We start from the raw sequence: 26072 nt of genomic DNA on the forward strand, positions 1-26072 counted from the left end.
ATTCGGGGGTGAAAGTTTTGTCAAAAGTAAGAATATATGAAATAGCTAAGGAATTAGAAGTATCAAGTAAAGAACTTATAACAGTTTTAATGGATGAGTTTGGTATTGAGGCAAAAAATCATATGAGTGTCATAGATGATGAGGATGCTGAACTTATAAAAGAGCTGTACTCAGAACAACAAGACTTAAATGAAGGAAAGAAAGAAATCATTGAAGAGTATGAAGAGTTAGTAAATGAAGACATTAACAAACAAGAGAGAAAAAATAGTAAGGGTAGAAAAGGCATAACTGAAAAGAGAGAAGCAGGTTCAGGTAACGATGGTTCAGTAGATGAAGTAATAGAACTTGGAAAAACAATTATTGTTAAAGATCTAGCTGAAAAGTTAAAAAAACCACCAGTAGAAGTAATAAGAACGCTTATTTTTGAAGGTGTTATGGCAAATATGAACCAAGAGATTGACTTTAATATAGCTGAAAAAGTTATAGAAAAGTTTGGATCTATGGCAGTGCTTAAAGAAGAAGAAGCAGGAAAACTTGCTGAAGAAGAAGTATATGAAGAGACTATAGAAGAAACAGAAGATACTGAAATGAAGAGACCACCAATTGTAACAGTAATGGGACACGTTGACCATGGTAAAACGTCATTATTGGATGCTATAAAGCATTCAAAAGTCACTGATACTGAAGCTGGTGGAATAACTCAACATATAGGTGCTTACACTGTAGACGTTAATGATGAGAGAATAACGTTTTTAGATACACCAGGACACGAAGCCTTCACAGCTATGAGAGCTAGAGGAGCACAAATTACGGATATAGTTATTTTAGTTGTTGCTGCAGATGACGGTATAATGCCACAAACTGTAGAGGCTATAAATCACTGTAAAGCAGCTAAAGTTCCTATGATCGTAGCTATAAATAAAATGGATAGACCATCAGCAAATCCTGATAGAGTTAAGCAAGAGTTAACTGAACACGGGCTTCTTTCAGAGGATTGGGGTGGAGATACAATTGTTGTACCAGTGTCTGCACATACTAAAGAAGGATTAGACACTTTATTAGAAATGGTAGTAATAACTTCTCAAATGTTAGAACTTACTGCAAACCCAGACAGGAATGCTAAAGGTACAGTAATTGAAGCTAAACTTGATAAGGGAAGAGGGCCACTAGCTACGCTATTAGTTCAAAATGGTACGTTAACTACTGGAGATTCTATAATCGTTGGTACTACTTATGGAAGAATAAGAGCGATGCTTGATGATAAAGGTAAAAAACTTAAATCAGCAGGACCATCTATTCCAGTAGAAATTTTAGGTCTTTCCGAAGTGCCAGCAGCTGGAGATAGATTTATTGTAGTTAAAGATGAAAAAACAGCTAGAAATATGGCAGAAGCAAGAAAAGAGAAAAATAGACAAGATAATTTTCAAGCTTCTAACAGGGTTTCTATGGAGAACTTATATAGCCAAATTCAAGAAGGTAAAGTTAAAGAACTTGGTGTTATAGTTAAAGCAGACGTACAAGGTTCTGTAGAAGCTATAAGACAGTCTATAGAAAAACTTTCTACAGACAATGTTAAAGTGAGAGTTATTCATGGCGGAGTTGGAGCTATTACTGAAACTGACGTGTCGTTAGCATATGCTTCAAATGCTATAATAATTGGATTTAACGTAAGACCTGATAATAATGCTATTACTGTAGCAGAAAAAGATAATGTAGATATAAAAACTTATAGAATCATCTATGATGCTTTAGATGATATTAAATCTGCAATGATGGGTATGCTTGAGCCAGAATATAAAGAAGTTGTTCAAGGAAGATGTGAAGTTAGAGCGGTTTATAAAATCTCTAATGTTGGTACTATAGCAGGTGGATATGTATTAAATGGTAAGATTACAAGAAATAGTAGTGTAAGAGTTATCAGACAAGGTATTGTAGTGTTTGAATCTACTTTAGCATCTTTAAAGAGATTTAAAGATGATGTTAAAGAAGCTGCTGCAGGATATGAGTGTGGTTTAAGCGTAGAAAAATTTAATGACATTAAAGAAGGCGATATAATTGAATCATTCATCATGGAAGAAATTAAACCTAAACAAATATAATGTAAGGAGTTGAGTTACGTGGGAAATTATAGAGGCGGTAGAATTAATGAGGAAATAAAAAAAGAAGTAAGTAATACAATACAAAATAAAATTAAAGATCCTAGATTAACTGCTATGGTAAGCGTAACTGATGTTGATGTAAGTAAAGACTTAAGCTATGCAAAAGTATTTGTTAGTATTTTTGGAAATGAAGAGGAAAAGCAAGGCACATTAGAAGCCTTAAAAAGCTCAACAGGTTTTATGAGAAAAGAAATAGGTAAAAATGTTAAGCTAAGACATGTTCCTCAAGTGCTAATTGAGCTTGATGCAACTCTAGATAAAGCACAACGACTTAACACATTATTTCAAGCTATAAAGGAGAAAGATAGCAATGATAATGAATAATATCTTTAAGGCTATTAAGGATAGTAAAAGCATTGCTATAACTTTTCATACTTCACCAGATGGTGATTCTTTAGGAAGTGCTACAGCCCTTTTACAAGGGCTTAGGGCACTAAATAAGAATTGCTATATATTATCCAAAGAAACTATACCTGAAGTTTTTCGATATTTGCCATTTAGTGATGAAATAACTGGAGAAAGATTTAAGGTAGAAGAAGGTACAGAGTTAGTAATAGTATTAGATTGTGGAGACTTTAAAAGAATTAATGCAGAGATAGAAAAAGAAAATAGAGAGTATACTTTAATTAATATAGATCACCATCTTTCCAATGAATTATATGGAGACTATAATTTTGTTGATACTAATTCTTCTGCTGTAGGAGAAATTATTTATCAAATGCTTCAACTATTAGGCATAAAGCTAAATAAAGAAATAGGAACCTCATTATATACTTCATTACTAACAGATACAGGATCTTTCAGACATTCTAATACTACCTCTGTGACTCATAATATTGCTGGAGATATAATTAACACTGGATTAGACTTTAGTGAAATTCACAGAACAATCTTTGATAATAAAAAGTTTCATAGGGTAAAACTTTTTGGTAAAGTTATTGACTCTATGTCATTAGAATTAAATGAGAATGTAGTGTTTATGTATATAACAAAAGGTATGATAGAAGATTTAGGGCTTGAAAACTCAGACACTTCAGATGTAATTACATATGGTACTATGATCCAAGGAGCAGAAGTAGTAGCCTTAATTAAGGAAAGTGATGAAGGTGTTAAGGTTAGTCTAAGATCCAAAAACAAGATAGATGTAAGAAGTATTGCAGAACAGTTTAATGGTGGAGGACATATAAGAGCAGCAGGATTCGCTTTTAATGGAAATATTAATACTATTAAAAAGCAACTTATGGAAATATTAGAAAAAGAGTTGATATAATGATTTTGGATAAAAAATGTAATGACATACCTAAAGAGTTATGTGGAATTATAAATGTTTACAAGCCAACGGGTATGACATCTTTTGATGTAGTTAGAAAAATAAAAAAAATAGCTAACAATAAAAAAGTTGGACATTGTGGTACTCTTGACCCTGAAGCAAGTGGAGTTCTCCCAGTATGCATTGGAAGGGCAACTAAATCCATCGAGTTTATTATGGAAGACTATAAAGTCTACGAAGCAGAATTAAAGCTTGGTGTAGTTACCGATACCTATGATAGAGAAGGAACTGTTATCGAGGAGCATAGTGTAGACGTTACAGAAAATCAAGTAAAAGAAGCAGTGTATTCATATGTTGGAGAAATAGAGCAAATTCCACCCATGTATTCTGCTCTTAAACATAATGGGAAAAAACTCTATGAATTAGCAAGAGCAGGTATAGAAGTTGAAAGACAAGGAAGAAAAATCACTATTTACAATATACAGATACTAGATATAAATATTCCAATTGTAAAGATACTTATAAAGTGCTCTAAAGGAACTTATATAAGAAGCTTATGCTATGACATAGGAAGAACTCTGGGTTGTGGTGCTATGATGTGGAGCCTAGAAAGGCATGCTACAGGAAGCTTTACCAAAGAGAATAGCATTAATATTAATGAGTTAAATGAGATGAATATAAAGGAATATGTACTACCAATTGATAGTGCTTTTAATAATTATGATAAAATAGATGTGGATGAAAAGTTTGAAAAGCTATTATTAAATGGGGTAGCGGTTATGGATAAAAGTATTACCGCCAACTTGAAAGATATGAATCATTATATAGTTTACAATAAAAATAATACTCTTATTGGTATAGCATATAAAAATGAATTAGGTTTGAAATTATTAAAGATTTTTGCATAAGTGAATAATTATGGAAATACTTAGAGATAATTTTAAGAGTCAAGTAAAAAATCCTACCTTTATTGTGCTAGGTAGTTTTGATGGAATTCATCAAGGCCATAAAGCGCTCATTGAAAATGCTATACATCAAGCAAGAGAGTATAATGAAGTTGTAAGAAATGAAGATTTAAGAGCAAAAGTAATGGTATGTACTTTTAAAAATCATCCACTTGCTATTATAAATAAAGATTTAGTTCCAAAATTAATAATGGATAATGAACAAAAGATACAGGTATTAGAAAACCTAGGAGTGGACATGGTTAACCTTATGGATTTTAATAAGGAATTCATGAAAATTACTCCAGAAGATTTTATATTAAATCTTAAAAAATGCTATAACGCTGAAGGCATTATTGTAGGGTTTAATTATAGATTTGGATATAAAAATCTTGGTGATACAGAATTATTGAAGGAATTCAGTGACACTTTAAGGTTCAAACTAACAATTGTAGAACCTGTTATTGTAGATGAAGAAGTTGTGAGTAGTTCAGCTATAAGACATCATATACAAGAAGGAAACCTTCAAAGAGCTAATAAATTTTTAACAAGGCCTCTTATGCTTACTGGAAAAGTTATAAAGGGAAGACAACTTGGAAGAACGATTGGGTTTCCAACTATTAACTTAGATTATAATAAAAAATTTATAATTCCTCAAGGTGGAGTGTATTATACTTGTGTATTATATAAGAATGAGATTTACAAAGGAATTACTAATGTAGGATATAACCCTACAGTAGAAGGTAAAAAACTAAGCATAGAGACTCATGTTTTGAATTTTAATAAATACATATACAATGAGGAAGTTAAAATTTGTTTTATGACTAAAATAAGAGATGAAAAGAAATTTCAATGTCTTGACGATTTAAAAACACAATTAGATAAAGATAAAAATTTTGCTAATAGCCAGGAAAAATGCTCAATATAAAGATAAACTATTACAATTTAGTAAATATAATAAATTATAATTTACAAAAGAAGAATTGTTTGATATAATTCTAAAGGAACCTTATGCTATGTTTCCTGAATTGCCGACGGAATACATGGCATCTGGCGATTTACTTTCGGAGGTGTTTACGATGGATAAGGCAACAAAACAAGAAATAATGGTTAAATATGCAAGACATGAAGGAGATACAGGTTCTCCAGAAGTGCAAATAGCATTATTAACTGCAAGAATTAAAGAATTAACTGATCACTTAAGAGTTCACAAAAAAGATCACCATTCTAGAAGAGGTCTTTTAATGATGGTTGGTCAAAGAAAAGGACTTTTAAGCTATGTTAAGAAGCAAGATATAGAGAGATATCGTACTATAATTGCTCAATTAGGAATCAGAAAATAGTAAGAGCGGCAAAGCCGCTCTATTATTTTAACTATTTATAAATTATAAATATTTGACAATAATATTATTAGAAGGCGAAAGGAGGCCAATATATGATAAATACAATTGATACTACTATAGCTGGCAGACAAATGAAAGTTGAATTTGGAAGAGTTGGAGCGCTATCAGACTGTGCTATCTTCATGAATTATGGAGATACAGTAATACTTGTTAACGTAAATGCTTCAGAAAAGCCAAGATCAGGTATAGACTTTTTTCCATTAAGTGTTGAGTATGAGGAAAGATTATATGCTGTTGGTAAGATTCCAGGAGGATTTATAAAGAGAGAGGGTAGACCATCAGAAAAGGCAATTCTTAACGGGAGGGCTATAGATAGACCAATAAGACCGCTATTCCCAAAAGGATATAGAAATGATGTGCAAGTTGTTTGTACAGTTGTGTCTGTAGATCAAGATAATGCTCCTGACATATTAGCAATGAATGCAGCATCAATGGCATTATATATATCTAGTATTCCATTTGTAGATCCAGTAGGTACTGTATCAATAGGCTTAATCGATGGTAACTTTGTTGTTAATCCAACTGCTAAAGAGAGAGAACTAAGTTCTATGTCTTTAACTGTATGTGCAACAAAGGAAAGAGTAATGATGATTGAGGCTGGTGGAGATGAAATACCAGAAGAAATAATGATTAATGCTATTAACTTCGGATTCCAAGAATGCCAAAAAATTGTTGCTTTCCAAGAAGAAGCAAGAGCTAAATTTGGTAAAGAAAAAATAGTTCCAGAGTTACATAAAATTGATGAAGAAATAGAAAATGATGTAAGAAATTTTGCATTTGATATGTTAAAAGATGCAATGTACACTACTAGCAAAGGTGATAGAAATATTAAAGTTGATGAAATAAAAGAAAAAATCAACGAAGAGTTTGCAGAAAAATATGAAGGCAAAATGTCAGACGTAGCTGAAGTAGTTTATAATCTTCAAAAAGAGATTGTAAGACATATGATGTTAGTAGACAAAAAAAGACCAGATGGCAGAGCGTTTGATGAAATAAGACCTATAAGCTGTGAAACTTCATTGCTTCCAAGAACCCATGGTACAGGTCTATTTACTAGAGGGTTAACTCAGGTTATGACTGTAGCTACATTGGGAGCATTAGGAGAAGTTCAAATATTAGATGGTCTTGGAGAAGAAGAGACTAAGAGATATATGCATCACTATAATTTCCCTGCATACAGTGTAGGTGAGGTTAAACCATTACGTGGACCAGGAAGAAGAGAAATAGGACATGGAGCTTTAGCAGAAAGAGCACTTGAACCACTAATTCCTTCTGAAGAAGAGTTCCCATACACAATAAGACTTGTATCTGAAGTGCTAAGCTCAAATGGATCTACATCTCAAGCTAGTGTATGCGGAAGCACATTAGCGTTATTAGATGCTGGAGTTCCACTTAAGAGACCAGCAGCAGGAATAGCTATGGGATTAATTACAAATGAAGATTTAACTAGCGAAGAAGTTTTAACTGATATCCAAGGAATAGAAGATTTCTTTGGAGATATGGACTTTAAAGTAGCAGGTACAGAAAAAGGAATAACATCTATTCAAGTTGATACTAAAATTAAAGGATTATCAGAATACTGCATAAGAACTTCTATCGAAGACGCTAGAAAAGCTAGATTATATATTTTAGATAAGATTAAAGAGTGTATAGCAGAGCCAAAAGCAGAAATTTCTCCATATGCACCAAGAATGTATGTTATTCAGGTTAAACCAGATAAGATTAGAGATATAATTGGACCTGGTGGAAAAGTTATTAAGAAGATAATAGCTGATACTGGAGTTAAAATAGATACTAATGATGATGGAAAAGTTGTTATTATGTCTAATGATAGTGTAAGTGCTAACTTAGCATTGAAAATTATAAAAGATATCGTTAAAGAGGTAGAAGTAGGAGAAATCTATCTTGGTAAAGTTACTAAGATTGCAACTTTTGGTGCATTCGTTGAAATTATGCCAGGAAAAGAAGGTTTAGTTCATATTTCTAAATTAGATACTGCAAGAGTAAATAAAGTTGAAGATATAGTTTCAGTTGGTGATGAAATATTAGTTAAAGTTACTGAAATAGATTCACAGGGCAGAGTTAACTTATCAAGAAAAGATGCTATAAAAGATAGTGAAGAAAATAAAACAGAAGAATAAAAGGGCGTATGCCTTTTTATTTTTTTGTTTTATATTATGATGAAATATTGATAAAGCTAAGGTATAATCTAAAGTTAGTACACAAATTTTTGATGTAAACAAAGTAATATGAAGCTTAGAATTTAGAAACATTTAGAAGTTAACGCCTAAGTGATAAAACAACATAAATTATGCATAAGTTAAATAGATGAACTAATTGTTTTGCTTCAATAAAGTTTTTCGATTTTTATTTTTAACTATGACAAAATGATAGTATTTGGCATACTATACATAGTATTAGTTTAAACTAAATACTATAGAAAAAGACCTTTTTATCATAATATGTAAAGGGGATTAAATGCATGTATAATATATTTAAACTTAATAATGGACTAAGAGTTGTGGTAGAAAACATTGAACAATTCAATTCAGTTTCAGTAGGATTATGGGTTGAAAATGGGTCGAGAAATGAAAATCATATAAATAATGGGATTTCTCATTTTATAGAACATATGCTCTTCAAAGGTACAGAAAATAGAACTTCAAAGGAGATAGCTGAAGCTATTGAAGATGTTGGTGGCCAAATCAATGCTTTTACAGGTAAAGAAGCCACTTGTTATTATGTAAAGTTACTTGATAATTATCTAGAACTTGGGTTAGAAATATTATCAGATATGCTTTTCAATAGTAAGTTTAATGAAGAAGACATTGAGAAGGAAAAGGGAGTAGTAATAGAAGAAATAAATATGAGCGAAGATTCTCCTGAGGATGTACTGATGGAATTACATTCTAAAGCAGTTTGGGAGAAGGATTCAATATCTAGGCCTATACTAGGTTATGAACATACTGTAAGAAGTTTTAGTAAAGAATTATTAATTGATTATTTACATCGTTATTACATACCTGAAAACTGTGTTATATCCATCTGTGGTAATGTAAACATGTCACAGATTGAAAAATTAGTAGAAAAATATTTTGGAGATTGGTGTTGTGAAAATAAAAGTATAACTAAATACAATTCTCCAATCATTGAAAGGAACAATTTTTTTAGAAAAAAAGATATTGAACAATTGCATGTTACCCTAGGAATACCAGGACTAGAAATTGGTCACGAGGATATATATACCCTTATATTACTTTCTAATATGCTAGGAGGAGGAGCATCTTCAATTTTATTTCAAAAAATAAGAGAAGAATTAGGAATATGCTACTCTATATATTTATTTATCACCTCTCATATAAATACAGGCTCTGTAAATATATATGGAGGACTAAACCCACAGTATATCAAGGAAGCTATGGAAACTATAAATCATGAGCTTAAAAAGTTTTCTGTTAATGAAATTTCAAACAATAGGTTGCATAAAGCAAAGGAACAGCTAAAAGGAAGTTATATTTTAGGGTTAGAAAGTACCAGTAGTAGAATGTTTAGTAATGGAAAATCGGTATTGTTCAAAAACAAAATAAACACTCCTACTGATGTTATAAATAAAATTGATAATATTAATTATGAAAAAATAAATAATGTTATGGATATGACTTTTAGAAAAGGCATTTACAATAGCGCCTTTGTAGGAAAAGACATGAATTTGTTAAAAGAAATTTATAAAGATAGCCTAATAGAGATTAAAGTAGATAAAAAATAGGTATATATTCACAATAATTCTCATAGTAATCTATGAGAATTATTGTGAGGTGATTATTTATGGAAGATAATATAAAATATCTTAGTGAAATGGAAAGGTATGAGATTATAAATATTAATGATGGTGACAAATACAGTTTTCTAGGTAATAATGATATAGTAATAGATGAAAATGGTGAGTTTAAACTTTTATTATTAACTGAATCCAAAGGCAGTTTTACCTTATTCCGGAACAATGATGTACTTGAAGTACCATGGGAATATGTTAAAAAAATTGGTTCTAGAACCATAATAATAGACATTGATGGTGAAACCCTAAGGAGATCTCATATATAAATTTGGAGGTTTAGCAATGAAAATCCTAGTACAAAAATTTGGTGGAACTTCAGTATCTAGCGAGGAAAACAGAAAACTTGTAGTAAAAAAAATAAAGAATGCTATGCAGCAAGGTTATACTCCTGTTGTAGTTGTATCTGCAATGGGGAGAACGGGTGCACCTTATGCTACAGACACATTACTTTCCCTAGTGGAAGATAACTTTAAAAGAAATAATCCACAGGCAATAGATATATTGATGGCTTGTGGAGAAATACTAAGTACAGTTATAATATGTGATGATTTATATAAGGAAGATATCCTAGCAGTACCGTTAACTGGTGGTCAAGCAGGTATTAAAACTAACAATGTCTATAATAATGCTACAATTTTAGAAGTAAAGCCAGATGAGATATATAAGATAATACAAGAGGGTAAAATTCCAGTGGTTGCTGGATTTCAAGGAATTAGCGAGGATGGATTTATAACTACTTTGGGTAGAGGTGGTAGTGATGTTACTGGTGCTATACTAGGGGCTGCATTAAAGGCAGAAGAAGTTCAGATTTATACAGATGTAGATGGCATAATGACAGCGGATCCAAGAATAGTATCTGATGCAACATTGATTCAAAATATTAGTTATGATGAAGTATTTCAGTTTGCAGATCAAGGAGCTAAAGTTATACATCCAAGAGCAGTTGAAATTTCAAGAAAATATAACATTCCTCTTGTGATAAAGAATACTTTAACAGATTGTGAAGGCACTATAATTAGTAATTTTGTTGAGGATAAAGAAAATATAATTACTGGAATAACTCATATGAATAATAGAGTTCAAATTAGAGTTAGTGATAATAATGAGGAAGCTTATTACAATCTATTTGATATTCTAGCAGAAGAAAATATTAGTATAGATTTAATAAATGTTTTCCCGAAAGAAAAAATATTTACCATAACTAATTATGACTTAGATAAATTTGTGCAAATAGCTCAGCAAATTAATTTACCTTGTTCTTATGTAGAAAATTGCAGCAAAATTGCTATCATTGGCTCTAAAATGAGGGGTATACCAGGAGTAATGGCTAAAATACTAAAGGCATTAACGAGAGAAAAGATAGAAGTATTACAAACTGCGGACTCACATATGACCATTTGGTGTTTGGTAGAATCTAAGCATACTGATAAAGCTATTAATGCTCTTCATAAGGAATTTAACTTAGGCTAGTATGAGAAGATTTTTTACAAGAATTATAATAAATGATAGTTATCTTCATGGCTTAGGAGTTACTATAAGTTAGTAGGAGCAATTCTGTAATTTTAATTATAAAAAGTTTATGACTCTTTTATATGTATTTAAGGTTAATGTATCTTTTTATGATTTATATCAGGAGTATATTATAAGTATATTATTTCCTCCTAATGCACACAATAAATGTGAATTAGGAGGAATGAGTTATGTCAAAAATGGAGAAAAAAAAGCTGGATAAAAAAATTAATAGTGAAAAAGAAGAAGTGAAGAAGGAAGAGCTTAAAAACGGACCAAGTGAAGAAGTGTCCAATCTTAAAGAAGTTGGGGTAATGACTGTTGCTCATCCTGACGAGAGAATTCAAATATTACCCATTATAGGTCAAATAGAAGGTCATAATATATCAAATCCACAGACTAAAACAACTAAATATGAACATGTCATTCCTCAGCTTATAGCTATGGAGCGAGATGATAAGGTTAAGGGAATTTTAGTAGTATTAAATACTATTGGAGGAGATGTAGAAGCAGGACTCGCTATTGCGGAGATGATTGCTAGCTTAAGTAAGCCTACAGTCTCAATTGTCATTGGTGGAGGACATTCTATTGGGGTACCATTAGCTACATCATCTAGTTATTCGTTTATCTCTCCAACTGCCACTATGATTGTGCATCCAATTAGAATGAACGGATTTGTTATTGGAGTAAATCAAACCTTTGAATACTTTAAAAAAATGCAGGAAAGAATAGTTGAGTTTGTTGTAAGAACTTCTAAAATTGATAGTGAAAGTTTTAGAAATTTAATGAGTCAAACAGATGAACTTTTAAATGATATAGGAACTATTCTAATAGGTAAGCAGGCGGTAGAGTGTGGATTAATTGATGAAGTTGGGGGAATAAGGCAAGCACTTGATAAGTTAAATGAATTAATAGGAGATTAATAAAATTTTCATAAGTAATGGGAAATCAGTGCTATATTTTTAAATTGGTAAAAGCTAAGAGTGAATTGTAAAATCTAAATTTATTTTAAGATAAAACTAGCAAGAAAATTTTAATTTTCTTGCTAGTTTTATTATGTAGATTAACGAACAAGGAATTATATTATTAAATTAATGCTCCAAAGGTAACTTAAGATCATAGAATTAAAAACATTTTTTTCTACAGCTATAATTAAAAGTTTACGTGGAAAATTAATAATTTAACCTTTGAAGTTATTAATGTGCATTTAAGAAAATTAAATATATAGCCTAAATATTTGATTTTGGACTATAATTATAGTATGAATTTAATGGAACCATGATAAAATAAAGGAAATTCAGTTATAGTGTAGAAATATTTAAGGTGGAGGTGATATTGTGGCAAAAAAAACAAAAGAGCTAGACGCAAAAAATAGTCAAAGTAGTAAAAAAAGTCGTACAAAGGCCACAAAAGTAGGTGCCGATACAGAAAATAAAAGAGAAAAAAGTTTTGATTTTACAGGAATTTTGCTAATTACTGTAGGTGTGCTAATCTTATTAAGTCTTTTTTCAACCTTGTTTTCTGATCCAACATCATTATCAGGAACTATGGGAATATTTTTTAATAAGTTCTTTACAGGAATGTTTGGTGTAGGAGCCTATGTATTACCAGTATTCTTTATATTTATAGGTTTAAATTATATTGCTACAGATGGTAGGCTTAAGTTTAATAAACGATTTTATGGAATAGTTTTATTTCTATGTACTACCCTTTTATTAATGGAAATAACTATGTTATCTGAATTCTACGTAAAAGGATACTTATCAGATGCTATAGTTGCACAATTTGACCAGGAAAGTGCTTTTCATGGAGGCGTTATTTCGTTATTATTAACTGTACCTCTTTTTAGATTGTTTGGTACAGGTGGAACTTATGTAATATTGTTTGCCTTATATATTATTTCTGTAACATTGATTAATGAAATAACCTTAAAGGATTTAATCAATGATGGTAAGGAATTATTTTTAAAGGGTAAAGATAAGGGGAAGGAAAAGAACAAAAAGAACGATAAAATAAAAATCGGTAATGAATTGGTAGTTGAAGAATTTAAAGAAGAAAATCTTGCTAAAGATGATTATTCTCAAATTTCAAATAACAAAATAAAAATAATTGATTTTATGAAATCTATGGAACAAAGTGAGGAAGAACATAAAGAAAAAGAAGAATCAGTTTATGAAAAAAGAACAATTATAGCAGAAGATAAAAAATTCAATGAGATAATTAAATCCCAAGTAGAAGAGGAAATTCAAATCAATAGTTCATCTAATGATATTAATTATGAATATGAGCATCCCTCTATTGAGCTATTATCAAAAAATGAAGCTTTAAATATGAAAAAAGGAGATAAGAAAGATCTTCTTAATAGTGCAAATAAATTACAAGAAACTCTATTGAGTTTTGGAGTAGAAGCTAAAGTAATTCAAGTAACTAAAGGACCTTCTGTTACTAGATATGAGTTACAGCCTAATGTGGGAGTTAAGGTCAGTAAGATTGTAAATTTAGCAGATGATATTGCTTTGAATTTGGCTTCTTCGGGAGTAAGAATTGAAGCACCTATCCCAGGAAAAGCAGCAGTAGGTATAGAGGTTCCAAATAAAGACTTATCCCCTGTATTTTTAAGAGAGGTTATTGAGTCAGATGAGTTTAGTAAGTCAAACAAAAACTTAGCATTCTCACTTGGGAAGGATATAGGCGGAAATTGTATTGTATCAGATTTAACTAAAATGCCTCACCTATTGATAGCAGGTGCTACAGGTTCAGGAAAGAGTGTGTGTATAAATACACTTTTAATAAGTTTACTATATAAATATTCTCCTGAAGATGTAAAGCTATTATTAATTGATCCTAAGGTTGTTGAACTTAATATATATAATGGAATACCTCATCTTTTAATACCAGTTGTCACCGAACCCAAAAAAGCAGCAGGTGCTTTAAATTGGGCTGTAAATGAAATGACACGTAGATATAAGGTTTTTGCAGATAATAATGTGAGAAATATAGAAGGATATAATGAACTGGCCAATAAAGGAATAATTGAAGAAAAGTTGCCTTGGATTGTAATGATTATTGATGAGCTTGCTGATTTAATGATGGTTTGTCCTAATGATATTGAAGATTATATAGGAAGACTTGCTCAAATGGCAAGAGCTGCGGGTATGCACTTAGTTATAGCAACACAAAGACCTTCCGTAGATGTAATTACTGGAGTAATAAAAGCTAATATTCCATCAAGAATCTCCTTTGCTGTATCTAGTCAAATTGATTCTAGAACAATTCTGGATTCTTCTGGAGCAGAAAAACTCTTGGGTAAAGGAGATATGCTATTCTATCCAGTTGGTGAAGCTAAGCCAATTAGAATACAGGGAGCTTTTGTTTCAGAAGAAGAAGTAGAAAGAGTTGTAGAGTTTGTAAAAAATGGTGTACAAGAGTTAGAATATAAAAAAGAAATAATTGATCAAATAGAAGTAAATGCTAGTGGTAAAGAAGATGATGTAGATGATCTTTTAGATGAAGCAATTAAAGTAGTTTTAGAAACTGATCAGGCATCCACATCGCTATTGCAACGTAAGTTGAAGATAGGATATAATAGAGCGGCAAGAATTATTGATCAATTAGAGCAACAAGGTGTAATTTCAGGTAGAAATGGAAGTAAGCCAAGACAAGTGCTTATAAGGGATAATGATTACGAAGGATAATGTATAAAACAGGAGGAAAACTAGTGGAAAAGTTAAAAGTTGGAGTAGTTAATTTAGGTTGTGATAAAAATAGAATTGATTCTGAGATTATAATAGGAAATTTAAAGACAAATTATGAAGTTATAAATGAACCAGAAGATGCAGACATTATATTGATAAATACCTGTGGATTCATCGAAACCTCAAAACAGGAATCAATTGATACTATACTAGAAATGGCTAAATACAAAAAGGAAAATAACTGTAAGGTATTAGTTGCTACCGGTTGTTTAACTCAAAGATATGGAAATGAACTTTTAGAACTTATCCCTGAATTAGATATAATTCTAGGGGTTAATGATTATGATAAATTAAATGAAGCTATACATAAAGCCTTAAGTAAAGGTGAAAAAAGTTGTTTTACGAATTATAGTGATTCAAATATAAATATCGGAAAAAGAGTTGTAACAACTGGTGGTACTACTGCTTATATAAGAATTTCAGAAGGATGTAACTATCAATGTGCTTATTGTGCAATTCCGAAAATTAGAGGAAAATATAGAAGCAGAACTATTGAAGATATCCTAGTAGAAGCTAAGGAACTTGCAATTAATGGGTATAAAGAATTAATTTTAGTAGCACAGGATACTACAAATTATGGTATAGATATCTATGGTGGACAAAAGCTTCATTTGTTGTTACAGGAACTTACAAAGATTAAAAGCATCAAATGGATTAGAGTATTGTACTGTTATGCTGAAGAGTTAACTGATGATATTATTAATGAGTTTGCCACCAATGATAAGGTGTGTAATTATGTAGACATACCTGTACAACATATTAGTGATGACATTCTTAAAGCAATGAAAAGAAGAGGAAGAAAAAAGGCAATTTTAGAAAATATTAATAAGCTAAGAAAGTCCATTCCTAATGTAACACTAAGAACTTCTATTATCGTAGGTTTTCCGGGGGAGACAGAAGAAAATTTTAATGAGCTTTTAGAATTTGTGGAAACTGTGAAATTTGATAAGCTTGGAGTGTTCATGTATTCACAAGAAGAGGGTACAGCAGCTGCTGAAATGGATAATCAGATAGAAGATAGTTTAAAAGAAGAAAGATATCATAAGTTAATGAGTATTCAACAAAGAATATCAAAGCAGATTAACAAGGAAAAAATAGGTAATATCTACGAAGTTATAGTAGAAGATAAACAAGATGGAGAATATGTTTGCAGAAGTTATGAAATGGCACCTGAAGTTGATGGTGAAATTTTCATAAAGTGTGATAATATTATTAATATGGGACAATTTATAAATGTTAAAATCGTAGATGCATTAGAATACGATTTAATTGGAAAAATTGTTGATAGTCCTATTAAATAATAACAATTTCTGTTTAATTAAAACTTGCGGATGAAGATTAATGCCTAATAAAGTTCAGGATGTTTAATTTAATTCCTCAATGTTGTTAGATAGTTAAGTATTAAAGTGGAAGTAGGAGATGTGTATAATGAATCTTGCTAACAAGCTTACCGTATTACGAATTATATTAGTACCTATATTTTTAATCTTTATATCATTAAACTCTGCGATGGGAACCCTCATTGCCACTGTTATATTTATAGTTGCTTCAATAACAGATAAGTTGGATGGATATATTGCTAGATCTAGAAATCAAATTACTAACTTTGGGAAGTTTATGGACCCATTAGCAGATAAACTATTGGTTACCTCTGCCTTAATAGCTCTAGTAGAAAGAGGAGTTATTTTTGGTTGGGTAGCTATGATCATTATTGCAAGGGAATTTGCCGTATCAGGATTAAGAACCTTAGCAGCATCTGAAGGATTAGTTATTGCTGCTAGTAACTGGGGAAAGGCAAAAACTGTTGTTCAAATCGTTGCTATAATATCAGGATTAATTTATTTAAGTTATCCTCTTCAGTGGATAAATATATTTACATTAGTTTCCATGGTGATTTCTGTGATTATAACAATAATCTCTGGAGTAGACTATTTTGTGAAAAATAAAAATGCCATAAGAATGGATAAGTAGTGTTTAAAAGTAAACAGAATGGTAAATATTATAAGAGGTTCCTGCTAATAAAATGTAGGAACTTCTTATTATATTATATAGTTGACCTATAAGAAATTTTATTATATAATAATAACAGAACGAATGTTCGATACTTGAAAGGATGGTGAACCCTAAGGGGAAAATATATGAATAATGAAAAATTAAAAGCATTAGAAGCCGCAATGGGTCAAATAGAGAAGCAATTTGGAAAAGGATCAATAATGAAACTTGGAGAAAATAGTGTTATGAATTTAGATGCTATTTCTACAGGTTGTTTAGGCTTAGATATAGGATTAGGAATAGGGGGAGTTCCTAAAGGTAGAATTATAGAGATATTTGGACCAGAGTCCTCAGGTAAGACAACAGTGGCACTGCATATTGTAGCAGAGGCTCAAAAAGCTGGTGGAACTGCGGCATTTGTAGATGCAGAACATGCGCTAGACCCAGTATATGCAAAAGCATTGGGAGTTGACATAGATAATCTAATTGTATCTCAGCCAGATACAGGGGAGCAAGGACTTGAAATTGCTGAAGCATTAGTTCGTTCAGGTGCAATAGATGTAATAATAGTAGACTCTGTTGCTGCCCTAGTTCCAAAAGCTGAGATTGAGGGAGAAATGGGTGATTCTCATATAGGACTTCAAGCTAGGTTAATGTCACAAGCATTAAGAAAACTTGCAGGTGCTATTAATAAATCTAAGTGTGTTACTGTGTTTATTAATCAACTAAGAGAAAAGGTTGGAGTAATGTTTGGAAGTCCAGAGACAACTCCAGGAGGAAGAGCTCTTAAATTTTATGCATCAGTAAGAATGGATGTAAGAAAAGTTGATACTATAAAACAAGGAGACGAGTTCCTTGGAAACAGAACTAAGGTTAAGATTACAAAAAACAAAGTAGCACCACCATTTAAACAAGCTGAATTTGACATAATGTATGGTCAAGGAATTTCTAAAGAAGGAGATGTTCTTGATATAGCGGTTAAAGAAGAGATAGTACAAAAAAGTGGGGCATGGTTTGCTTACGGAGATGTTAGACTTGGTCAAGGAAGAGAAAATGCTAAAAATTTCTTTAAAGAAAATCCACAAGTAAGATTAGAAATTGAGAATAAAATTAGAGAAAAATATAATTTACCTTTATATAAAGAACCAGTAGCTAAAGTAGAAGAAAAAATTAAAGAATAAAAAGTTTGATTAAAGTAATAGGTAAGTAAGAGTAGCTTACCTATTACTTTTTCAAGTTATAATAAAAAATAATTACAAATTTGGAATGTAAGTATAAATATTGTAAATATTGTGAAGAATTAATGTAGAACATTATGCGAGTTATGTGTACTATTTGGCAATAACCTTGACATTAGTGTAAAATTAATATAAAATATATACAAATACTGGTTTAGCATAATGTAATTGCTACCAATTGAATAAATATGACACCTTTTCTAGCTTTCAATTTATTACAAATAGATATCCTAAAATAAGCAAAGGAGGTGTTAGTTAAATGGAAATAAATACAACTATTTTATTAGTAGGAGTACTTTTCATTGTTATTTTAATTGGAATTTTTGTTGTTATTTATACAAGAAAAAATATATCTCAAGCGAATATAGTAAAGTCTGAAGAAGAGGCAAAAAGAATTATAGATGAATCTAAAAAAGAAGCAGAGTCAAAGAAGAAAGAGGCAATTCTTGAAGCTAAGGAAGAGGTTCATAGACTAAGAACTGACTCTGAAAAGGAGTTAAGGGAAAGAAGAAATGAAATCCAAAGGCTTGAAAGAAGAATAATTCAAAGAGAAGAATCTTTAGATAAAAAGAGCGCAGTTCTTGAGAAAAAAGAAGAGAATCTAAATAAAAAGCAACAGGAAGTTGAAATATTAGAGTCAAGTATACAAGATTTGTATACAAAACAAAGAGAAGAATTAGAAAGATTATCAGGACTTACATCTGAGGAAGCAAAACAGGTTTTATTAGATGAAGTAAGAAAAGAAATTAAACATGAAACTGCAATTATGATTAAGGATTTAGAGTCAAAAGCTAAAGAAGAGGCTGATAAAAAGGCTAGAGAAATCATAACATATGCTATTCAAAGATGTGCAGCAGACCATGTTGCAGAGTCTACAGTGCATGTTGTTTCACTTCCAAATGATGAAATGAAGGGAAGAATCATAGGAAGAGAAGGTAGAAATATTAGAGCTCTTGAAACCTTAACTGGAGTAGACTTAATAATTGATGATACACCAGAAGCAGTTATTCTCTCAGGATTTGATCCTATTAGAAGAGAAGTTGCAAGAATAGCTTTAGAAAAACTTATAGTTGATGGAAGAATACATCCAGCAAGAATTGAAGAAATGGTTGAAAAGGCTAAGAAAGATGTTGAAAACGATATTAGGGAAGAGGGAGAACAGGCTACCTTTGAAACAGGAATACATGGATTACATGGAGAAATAATTAGACTTTTAGGTAGACTTAAATACAGAACCAGTTATGGTCAAAATGTATTGAAACACTCCATTGAAGTATCTTACCTAGCAGGACTTATGGCATCTGAACTTGGAATTGATCCTACGTTGGCAAAACGAGCAGGGTTATTACATGATATAGGAAAAGCAATTGATCATGAGGTCGAAGGGCCACATGCACTAATTGGTGCAGAGATTGCTAAAAAATATCATGAATCCCCTATAGTAGTAAATGCTATAGCAGCTCACCATGGTGATGTAGAAATGCAATCCTTAGAAGCAATCTTAGTTCAAGCAGCTGATGCTATTTCTGCTGCAAGACCAGGTGCTAGAAGAGAAACTTTAGAAGCATATATTAAGAGACTAGAAAAACTTGAAGAAATTGCAAATTCATATGAGGGCGTTGAAAAGTCATATGCCATTCAGGCTGGAAGAGAAATTAGAATTATGATTAAACCAGAAGAAATTAATGATGCAGGCGCTGTTGAAGTGGCTAGAGATATTGTTAAAAAGATAGAAAGTGAACTAGAATATCCTGGTCAAATCAAAGTAAATGTAATTAGAGAAACACGATCAATAGAATATGCCAAATAGAAAATAATAACTTTGTAGACAACAAATCTTCTTAAATTTGAACAATTAATGTTCTAATTTAAGAAGATTTTTTTAAATATACAGAATGTCACAAGGAAATAGTGGAACTGTAGAAATATCTATTTGTGTTTTGAACCCTCTTTATTTATAAATTGTTTGTGGTGTTTTTGTAATGTAGAAGTAATGTTGTAACTTATATAGAAAGGCTATATAATGCTTAATCAAAATACGTAAAGTAATAGTTTAGAACTTAATTTTAGGAGTAATATTTTAATTTACCAAGCTCTTTTGAGTAAATTAAAATATTTCCTATTAGTAAATGAAATTTTTATAGCTATTACAAAATATAGAAGTGATTAAATTTTCAAAATTAAATATTAATGATTTTAAAGGAATTTTGTAATATCTGTAGAATTAATATAATACAACAATAAAGTTTAACTTAGGAGGTTTATTATGGAGGTATTAAAAGTTTCAGCAAAATCAAGTCCAAATTCTGTAGCAGGGGCATTAGCAGGAGTTTTAAGAGAAAAAGGAGGAGCGGAAATTCAAGCAATAGGAGCAGGCGCTATTAATCAGGCAATTAAAGCAGTAGCTATTGCAAGAGGTTTTGTTGCTCCAAGTGGAGTAGACCTAGTATGTATACCTGCATTTACAGATATCGAAATTGATGGGGAAGAAAGAACAGCAATTAGATTAATTGTTCAGCCTAAATAGTTATTATATATTTATATAAAGTAGAGAATTCCTTTGAATTCTTTACTTTTTTATTATTATTCAATAATGATTTTTAAAAGATGAGACACTTGCTAAGAATTATACAAGAGTCTTAAAGAAGATAAGTTATTCTAAAATACATTTTATTGTGATAATATACTTGTGGAAGTGGTTAGTGTGTTTTTAAAATTGTAAGAAAACATATTAATTGATAAATAAATTATATAAAGTGATTTTAAAGGTTTACACTATTGTTAATAAATGCTATATTATTATTATGATGTTTATCTTTCATTTTATTATAAAATGAAGGTTACAATTCAAAAATTAATTCTCTCTATAATTATGATTTTATAGTAATAAAATTTAGAATTTTAATGAAGAATAGTTATATAAGTTATTGATTAAAAATTTAAATTAAAAAAGAAGAATTAAATTTGGGGGTACATAATATGATATTATCAAAAAAAGCTACACAAATTTCACCATCACTAACTTTAGCAATTACTGCAAAAGCTAAAAAGATGAGAGCAGAAGGAATAGACGTTATTGGATTTGGGGCTGGAGAACCAGACTTCAATACTCCAAAAAATATTCAAGATGCAGCAATAAAAGCTATTGAGCAAGGACTAACAAGATATACTGCAGCATCAGGTATAATTGAGTTAAAGGAAGCTATTGTTAAGAAGTTTAAGGAAGACAACAATTTAACTTATAAAACTTCTCAAATTATTATTTCTACAGGAGCAAAGCAAAGCTTAGCAAATGTTTTTCAAGCAATACTAAATCCTGGTGATGAGGTTATAGTTGGAGTTCCATACTGGGTAAGTTATCCTGAGTTAATTCAACTTGCGGATGGAGTTCCTGTTTTTGTTCAGTCTGAGGAACAGAATGCATTTAAATTCACTGTTGAAGCATTAGAGAAATCAGTAACAGAAAAAACAAAAGCAATAATTATAAACAGTCCAAACAATCCAACAGGAACTGTTTACACAAGAGATGAACTTGAGTCATTAGCAAATTTTGCAAAAGAAAAAGATTTATTAATAATTTCAGATGAAATATATGAGAAGTTATTATATGGAGAAGAAGGTCATGTTTCAATTGCAAGTTTAAGTGATGATGCTTATAATAGAACTATTGTAATTAATGGAGTATCAAAAGCTTATGCTATGACTGGCTGGAGAATTGGATATGCTGCTGCTAGTGAAAAAATTACAGCATTAATGTCTAATATACAAAGTCATACAACATCAAACCCATGCTCAATTTCTCAATATGCATCAGTAGAAGCTTTAAATGGTGATCAAAGAGAAGTTGAAAATATGAAAAAAGAGTTTAAATCTAGAAGAGATTTTATGGTAGATAGAATTAATTCTATAAACAATCTTTCTTGTGTAAAACCACAGGGTGCTTTCTATGTAATGGTAAATATATCAAAGCTGTTAAGCAAAGAAATAGATGGAAAAATAATAAAAGATTCTTTAGTTTTTGGGGAATTATTATTAGAAAAAGAGAAAGTTGCAGTAATACCAGGAATTGCATTTGGTGTTGATAATTTTATAAGACTTTCTTATGCTACTTCTATGGAAAATATAAAAAATGGTTTAGACAGAATAGAAAAATTTGTAAGTGAAATAAAGTAACAATGTTCTAAAAGAATGAGGTGATACATATGGTATCAAAAGAAATACAAATTAATAACGTTCAGGGACTTCATGCAAGGCCGGCAACTTTAGTAGTGCAGAAAGCAACTCGTTTTAAAAGCGATGTAAAAGTTGAGTATAATGGGAAAAGTGCTAATGCGAAAAGTTTGATTGGTATACTATCACTTGGCATAAGCATGGGAGCTACAATAATCATTAGTACAAAAGGTATTGATGAAAATATGGCACTAAAAGAGATTATTACCTTATTAGAAAGCTTTGAATAATAAATTAAACTGCTACAATTGTAGCAGTTTTTTTCACATGAACATAAACAAATTTAGTATATAAAAACTTCTAAAAATAAGTTAACAATAACAGAAAAATATATAATTTCAATAATATTAAATTCAGTGACTAGATATGGATAAATCGTAAAAGGTTAGGTAATATAAAGTTTTAAAGGTGATAACATGGATAAAGAAATGGTTAAAATTGCAGATCAGTTTAATGAGATTGATATTTTAAAGAAAAAGCATTTTATTCAATATTTTTTAGATATTAGAGGCTTGAAAAGTAAACACACTAGTTTAGGTTATGAAAGAGATATAAAGGATTTTTTCAAAGTAAATAAAGTGGAGGAAATTACTTTAGATGATATTATAAAAGTGAATATTTTTCATGCTCAGAATTTTATTTTGGAGCTAGAAAGTAAAGGTCTATCATCAGCCACAATAAATAGAAAAATATCTTCTTTAAGTGCATTATATAAGTGGATTATGAAGTATGTAGATAATAATAGTGGTTTTCAAATAATTAAATTTAATCCTTTTAGTAATTTGAAGGAGGAGAAACCAACAATAAATAATGAAGAAACAGCATTTTTAACAGAGGAAGAGTGCAAAGTTTTGTTAAATAGTATAGATACATCGACTATTTTAGGCTTAAGAAATAAAGCACTTTTATCTTTAGCTTTAACTACTGCATTAAGAAAATCGGAAATTATAAATATAAAGTTAAAGGATATTGTTAAATATGGAGATTATGATGTAATAAAGGTTACTAGAAAAGGTAATAAGTTAGATATGGTAAAGTTACAACCTAAAGTGAAAGAACTTATATATGCTTATGTTATTGAAAGTGGAAGATCTTTTCAAAAAAATGAAGATGCATATTTATTTATAGGTCATTCATTAAACAAGCATAATAAAGAAAAACTAGATGCAAGTACTTTAAATTACATGATCAAAAAAGCGTGTAAAAGTGCAAATATCGATAAAAACTTAAGGGTGCATTCCACAAGACATACAGCTATAACTATTGCTATAACAAAGGGTGTTACAATTGAAAAAGTTAGAGAATTTGCTGCACACAAAAATATATCTACCACCAATAGATATATTCATTCAATTGATAAACTTAAAGACAATGCAGGTGATATTATTGATTTATTATAAATATAATAAATCAATTTATAAATAAACTAGAATGTATTTAAATTTATATGCATACATTTTATTATATGAATAAAATGGAGGTATGTTATGGGTTTTCAACAGGATAGAGACGAAGTCACTTACGAAGAATATGAATTTGTGCCAATGGCTCCAATGGATAATTCTAGTATTCCAGAAGAGATGAAAGAATTTATGTCTATGTGCTGTATGATGGGTATGATGCCTATGAATAACTTAATCAATCCAATGGAAAGAAGTTTTTCTTTAGGAGGAATTACGCCATTTGTGGGAAAAACCACTAGTGTAATAGAAGATCACAGCATTTGGAAAGAAGACAATATATACACAGATGTCAATGCAATGATTGAGGAAAGAGATTCTAATTATGAAGAAAAAAGATCCTTACCTAAATATAAAGGGTTAGAATATTACAATAGTAATTATAGTAGATTAGATAGGATTGTAGAAAAAATTGAAAAAAATAATCCAGGCATATATAGATTTTTAGAAATGAATGGTATAAAATATGAAAGAGCAAGAAAGCTTGTAAGACGAATAGCCAGGCTTAGTTTAATGTATTTCGAATAAGGCACTTCTTCAGCAGAGAAGAGTTCTCTGCTGAATTTTATATAATGTATTTATTGTAGAAATTTAAAACACGAAAAAAGTTGACGAAAAATAATGGAATAAATTATAATTAATATAATATAATAAAATATATAGTTGAATCTTATAATGTTGAATTATAAGTACGGAGGAACCAAATTTGGGGGTTAATCTAATAATTAAATTAGTAGGACAACCACCGTCCGACCCGACAGCTAACTTCGGAAACTAGGGGGGAGAATCAATGTCTAACAAAAAGCTAATAAAAACTTTTTTTACAACCTTAATTTTCACTTTTATAATAATTGGCACTAGTAATGCAGATGAAGTTAAAGCAGATGTTGTGGTGAAGGTAAATACTGAAGTGATTGTAAAAACAGTAAACTTATCAACTGGAAAAACTATAAAGGTTCCTGATAGAGAAGCTGAAAGAAATAGCTACTCTAGAGGTGGAAACTTAAATGTTCCAGAAGAGGCTTATGAAGTTGTTCAGTATGCAAAACAACATCTTGGAAAACCGTATGTTTGGGCAGCAGAAGGTCCTAATGCTTTTGACTGTTCAGGTTTTACAAAATTTGTGTATGAAAATTTTGGATTTGATTTACCGCACTACACTCATTCTCAAATTAGAATGGGAACATCCATATCAAGGGATAAATTATCACCTGGAGATCTAGTGTTTTTTAATACAGATGGAGCAATATCACATGTAGGAATTTATACAGGAGGCAGTAAGTTTATTCATGCAGCGTCTAGTGGAAAAGTGATGATAAGTGATTTGGATAGTTCATATTATACAGTTAGGTATGCAGGAGCAAGAAGAATTTTTTAAATCGACAATATTTGTCGATTTTTTTTTATCATATTAAATAGATATGATTAATAAAGATTATTATAGAATTGCAATATACTACAATTTGATTAAGTGTGTTCAGTATCTCACTATAATGAGGTAAAGGCATTATTAAGTATATGAATTTCTATAATAAATGACTGGGGTGATAAAATGAAATACACAAGATATAATATTAAACAAAAGAATAAGAATAAAAATAATTTTATCATGTACCTTATTGTTACTTTAATGATAGCATTGACACTTGGTACAGGATTATCATTTTTGTTTCACCAGGGTGAAAACGGGGAAGAATCACCTACAAAAGTTACAGATAATAAAGAAAATATTAATAATGAGGAAGGTAAAAAAGCTAACAGTGGACAACCTAATCATAGCTTCTATTTTTTACAGTGTGGAGTATTCAAAGTAAAAGAAAATGCAGAGACATTAAGAAAGAGTGCTGAAAATATAGGAAATCCATTTATAGTTGAGGAAGGCGATTTATTTAGGGTGTATTTTGGTGTATATTCTAAGGATCAATGGGAAAGTGCTGCTAACATCCTTAAGGAGAAGGGAATTAATTATAGTAAATCTACATTAGATGTATATTATGAAGATTTATCTACAGGTGAGCTTTGTCAAATAATCGAAGCTAATTTTAAAATAATAAATAAGGCGTCAGAGCCAAATATAAAATCTATAAAAAGTACTGAACTAAAAAGTTGGGCTAATTCACTTCAGCCTCTTGAAGAGGGAATGGAGCACTATAAAGATGTAATGGAGCTAAAAACCTATATTCAAAATCTTCCTGAGGAAATAAATAAAACTAAAGCTGCTGAGATGATTGGTGTAACTTATAATAAGTTAAAATTATTGAAAAAATAATATTAGAA

At 30.4% G+C, this 26072-nt stretch carries 23 protein-coding genes and 1 riboswitch; all 23 genes read left to right on the forward strand.

The window, feature by feature from the left end:
* Positions 1-17 precede the first annotated feature (17 nt).
* The 23 genes from infB to RR409_RS03335 all read left to right on the forward strand — a co-directional run bounded on the left by infB (position 18) and on the right by RR409_RS03335 (position 26064).
* On the forward strand, positions 18-2099 hold the full coding sequence (gene infB / locus RR409_RS03225) for a translation initiation factor IF-2 (RefSeq protein ID WP_332556282.1): 2082 nt from the start codon (positions 18-20) through the stop codon (positions 2097-2099).
* An 18-nt stretch (positions 2100-2117) separates the two neighbouring features.
* A complete protein-coding gene (rbfA, locus tag RR409_RS03230; RefSeq protein WP_332556283.1) occupies positions 2118-2483 on the forward strand; it encodes a 30S ribosome-binding factor RbfA in 366 nt (121 codons plus the stop codon).
* Positions 2470-3429, forward strand: a complete 960-nt coding sequence (locus tag RR409_RS03235) for a bifunctional oligoribonuclease/PAP phosphatase NrnA (RefSeq protein WP_332556284.1) — start codon at positions 2470-2472, stop codon at positions 3427-3429. The genes rbfA and RR409_RS03235 overlap by 14 nt, the downstream gene beginning before the upstream one ends.
* Positions 3429-4337 carry a tRNA pseudouridine(55) synthase TruB gene (truB, locus tag RR409_RS03240; RefSeq protein ID WP_332556285.1) on the forward strand — a complete coding sequence of 303 codons (909 nt, stop codon included), beginning with the start codon at positions 3429-3431 and terminating at the stop codon, positions 4335-4337. The genes RR409_RS03235 and truB overlap by 1 nt, the downstream gene beginning before the upstream one ends.
* Before the next feature lie 10 nt (positions 4338-4347).
* Positions 4348-5301, forward strand: a complete 954-nt coding sequence (locus tag RR409_RS03245) for a bifunctional riboflavin kinase/FAD synthetase (protein ID WP_332556286.1) — start codon at positions 4348-4350, stop codon at positions 5299-5301.
* Positions 5302-5452: 151 nt separating this feature from the next.
* Positions 5453-5716: a 30S ribosomal protein S15 gene (rpsO, locus tag RR409_RS03250; RefSeq protein ID WP_017414490.1), complete on the forward strand. Its 264-nt coding sequence runs from the start codon at positions 5453-5455 to the stop codon at positions 5714-5716.
* Between the two features lie 92 nt (positions 5717-5808).
* Positions 5809-7917: a polyribonucleotide nucleotidyltransferase gene (locus RR409_RS03255; protein WP_332556287.1), complete on the forward strand. Its 2109-nt coding sequence runs from the start codon at positions 5809-5811 to the stop codon at positions 7915-7917.
* Positions 7918-8258: 341 nt separating this feature from the next.
* On the forward strand, positions 8259-9542 hold the full coding sequence (locus RR409_RS03260; protein WP_332556288.1) for a pitrilysin family protein: 1284 nt from the start codon (positions 8259-8261) through the stop codon (positions 9540-9542).
* Positions 9543-9601: 59 nt separating this feature from the next.
* Positions 9602-9877: a YlmC/YmxH family sporulation protein gene (locus tag RR409_RS03265; RefSeq protein ID WP_332556289.1), complete on the forward strand. Its 276-nt coding sequence runs from the start codon at positions 9602-9604 to the stop codon at positions 9875-9877.
* A gap of 16 nt (positions 9878-9893) precedes the next feature.
* Positions 9894-11081, forward strand: a complete 1188-nt coding sequence (dapG, locus tag RR409_RS03270) for an aspartate kinase (protein ID WP_332556290.1) — start codon at positions 9894-9896, stop codon at positions 11079-11081.
* 230 nt (positions 11082-11311) lie between these two features.
* Positions 11312-12043, forward strand: coding sequence for an ATP-dependent Clp protease proteolytic subunit (locus RR409_RS03275; RefSeq protein WP_332556291.1), 732 nt, complete (start codon positions 11312-11314; stop codon positions 12041-12043).
* A gap of 414 nt (positions 12044-12457) precedes the next feature.
* A complete protein-coding gene (locus RR409_RS03280) occupies positions 12458-14815 on the forward strand; it encodes a DNA translocase FtsK 4TM domain-containing protein (protein ID WP_332556292.1) in 2358 nt (785 codons plus the stop codon).
* A 23-nt stretch (positions 14816-14838) separates the two neighbouring features.
* Entirely contained in the window at positions 14839-16176 is a 1338-nt protein-coding gene (rimO, locus tag RR409_RS03285; protein ID WP_332556293.1) for a 30S ribosomal protein S12 methylthiotransferase RimO, read from the forward strand.
* A gap of 127 nt (positions 16177-16303) precedes the next feature.
* Positions 16304-16846, forward strand: a complete 543-nt coding sequence (gene pgsA, locus RR409_RS03290; RefSeq protein ID WP_332556294.1) for a CDP-diacylglycerol--glycerol-3-phosphate 3-phosphatidyltransferase — start codon at positions 16304-16306, stop codon at positions 16844-16846.
* 167 nt (positions 16847-17013) lie between these two features.
* Entirely contained in the window at positions 17014-18048 is a 1035-nt protein-coding gene (recA, locus tag RR409_RS03295; RefSeq protein ID WP_332556295.1) for a recombinase RecA, read from the forward strand.
* A 316-nt stretch (positions 18049-18364) separates the two neighbouring features.
* Complete coding sequence (gene rny / locus RR409_RS03300) at positions 18365-19915, forward strand: ribonuclease Y (protein ID WP_332556296.1); 1551 nt, start codon at positions 18365-18367, stop codon at positions 19913-19915.
* Positions 19916-20371: 456 nt separating this feature from the next.
* Positions 20372-20632, forward strand: a complete 261-nt coding sequence (locus tag RR409_RS03305; RefSeq protein ID WP_017414479.1) for a stage V sporulation protein S — start codon at positions 20372-20374, stop codon at positions 20630-20632.
* A 452-nt stretch (positions 20633-21084) separates the two neighbouring features.
* Positions 21085-22278 carry a pyridoxal phosphate-dependent aminotransferase gene (locus RR409_RS03310; RefSeq protein WP_332556297.1) on the forward strand — a complete coding sequence of 398 codons (1194 nt, stop codon included), beginning with the start codon at positions 21085-21087 and terminating at the stop codon, positions 22276-22278.
* Positions 22279-22307: 29 nt separating this feature from the next.
* Positions 22308-22565: an HPr family phosphocarrier protein gene (locus RR409_RS03315; protein WP_332556298.1), complete on the forward strand. Its 258-nt coding sequence runs from the start codon at positions 22308-22310 to the stop codon at positions 22563-22565.
* Between the two features lie 186 nt (positions 22566-22751).
* Positions 22752-23735 (forward strand): tyrosine-type recombinase/integrase, encoded by a 984-nt coding sequence (locus RR409_RS03320; RefSeq protein WP_332556299.1) that lies wholly within the window; start codon positions 22752-22754, stop codon positions 23733-23735.
* A gap of 87 nt (positions 23736-23822) precedes the next feature.
* The gene (locus RR409_RS03325) at positions 23823-24323 is read left to right on the forward strand and encodes a hypothetical protein (RefSeq protein WP_332556300.1); all 501 of its coding nucleotides are present in this window, start codon (positions 23823-23825) and stop codon (positions 24321-24323) included.
* A gap of 123 nt (positions 24324-24446) precedes the next feature.
* Positions 24447-24585: riboswitch (cyclic di-AMP (ydaO/yuaA leader) on the forward strand.
* Positions 24586-25173, forward strand: a complete 588-nt coding sequence (locus RR409_RS03330; RefSeq protein WP_332556301.1) for a C40 family peptidase — start codon at positions 24586-24588, stop codon at positions 25171-25173.
* A gap of 174 nt (positions 25174-25347) precedes the next feature.
* Positions 25348-26064, forward strand: a complete 717-nt coding sequence (locus tag RR409_RS03335; RefSeq protein WP_332556302.1) for an SPOR domain-containing protein — start codon at positions 25348-25350, stop codon at positions 26062-26064.
* Positions 26065-26072: the final 8 nt, after the last annotated feature.

This window comes from Clostridium sp. (genome assembly GCF_036642255.1).
Taxonomy (GTDB): Bacteria; Bacillota; Clostridia; order Clostridiales; family Clostridiaceae; genus Clostridium_J.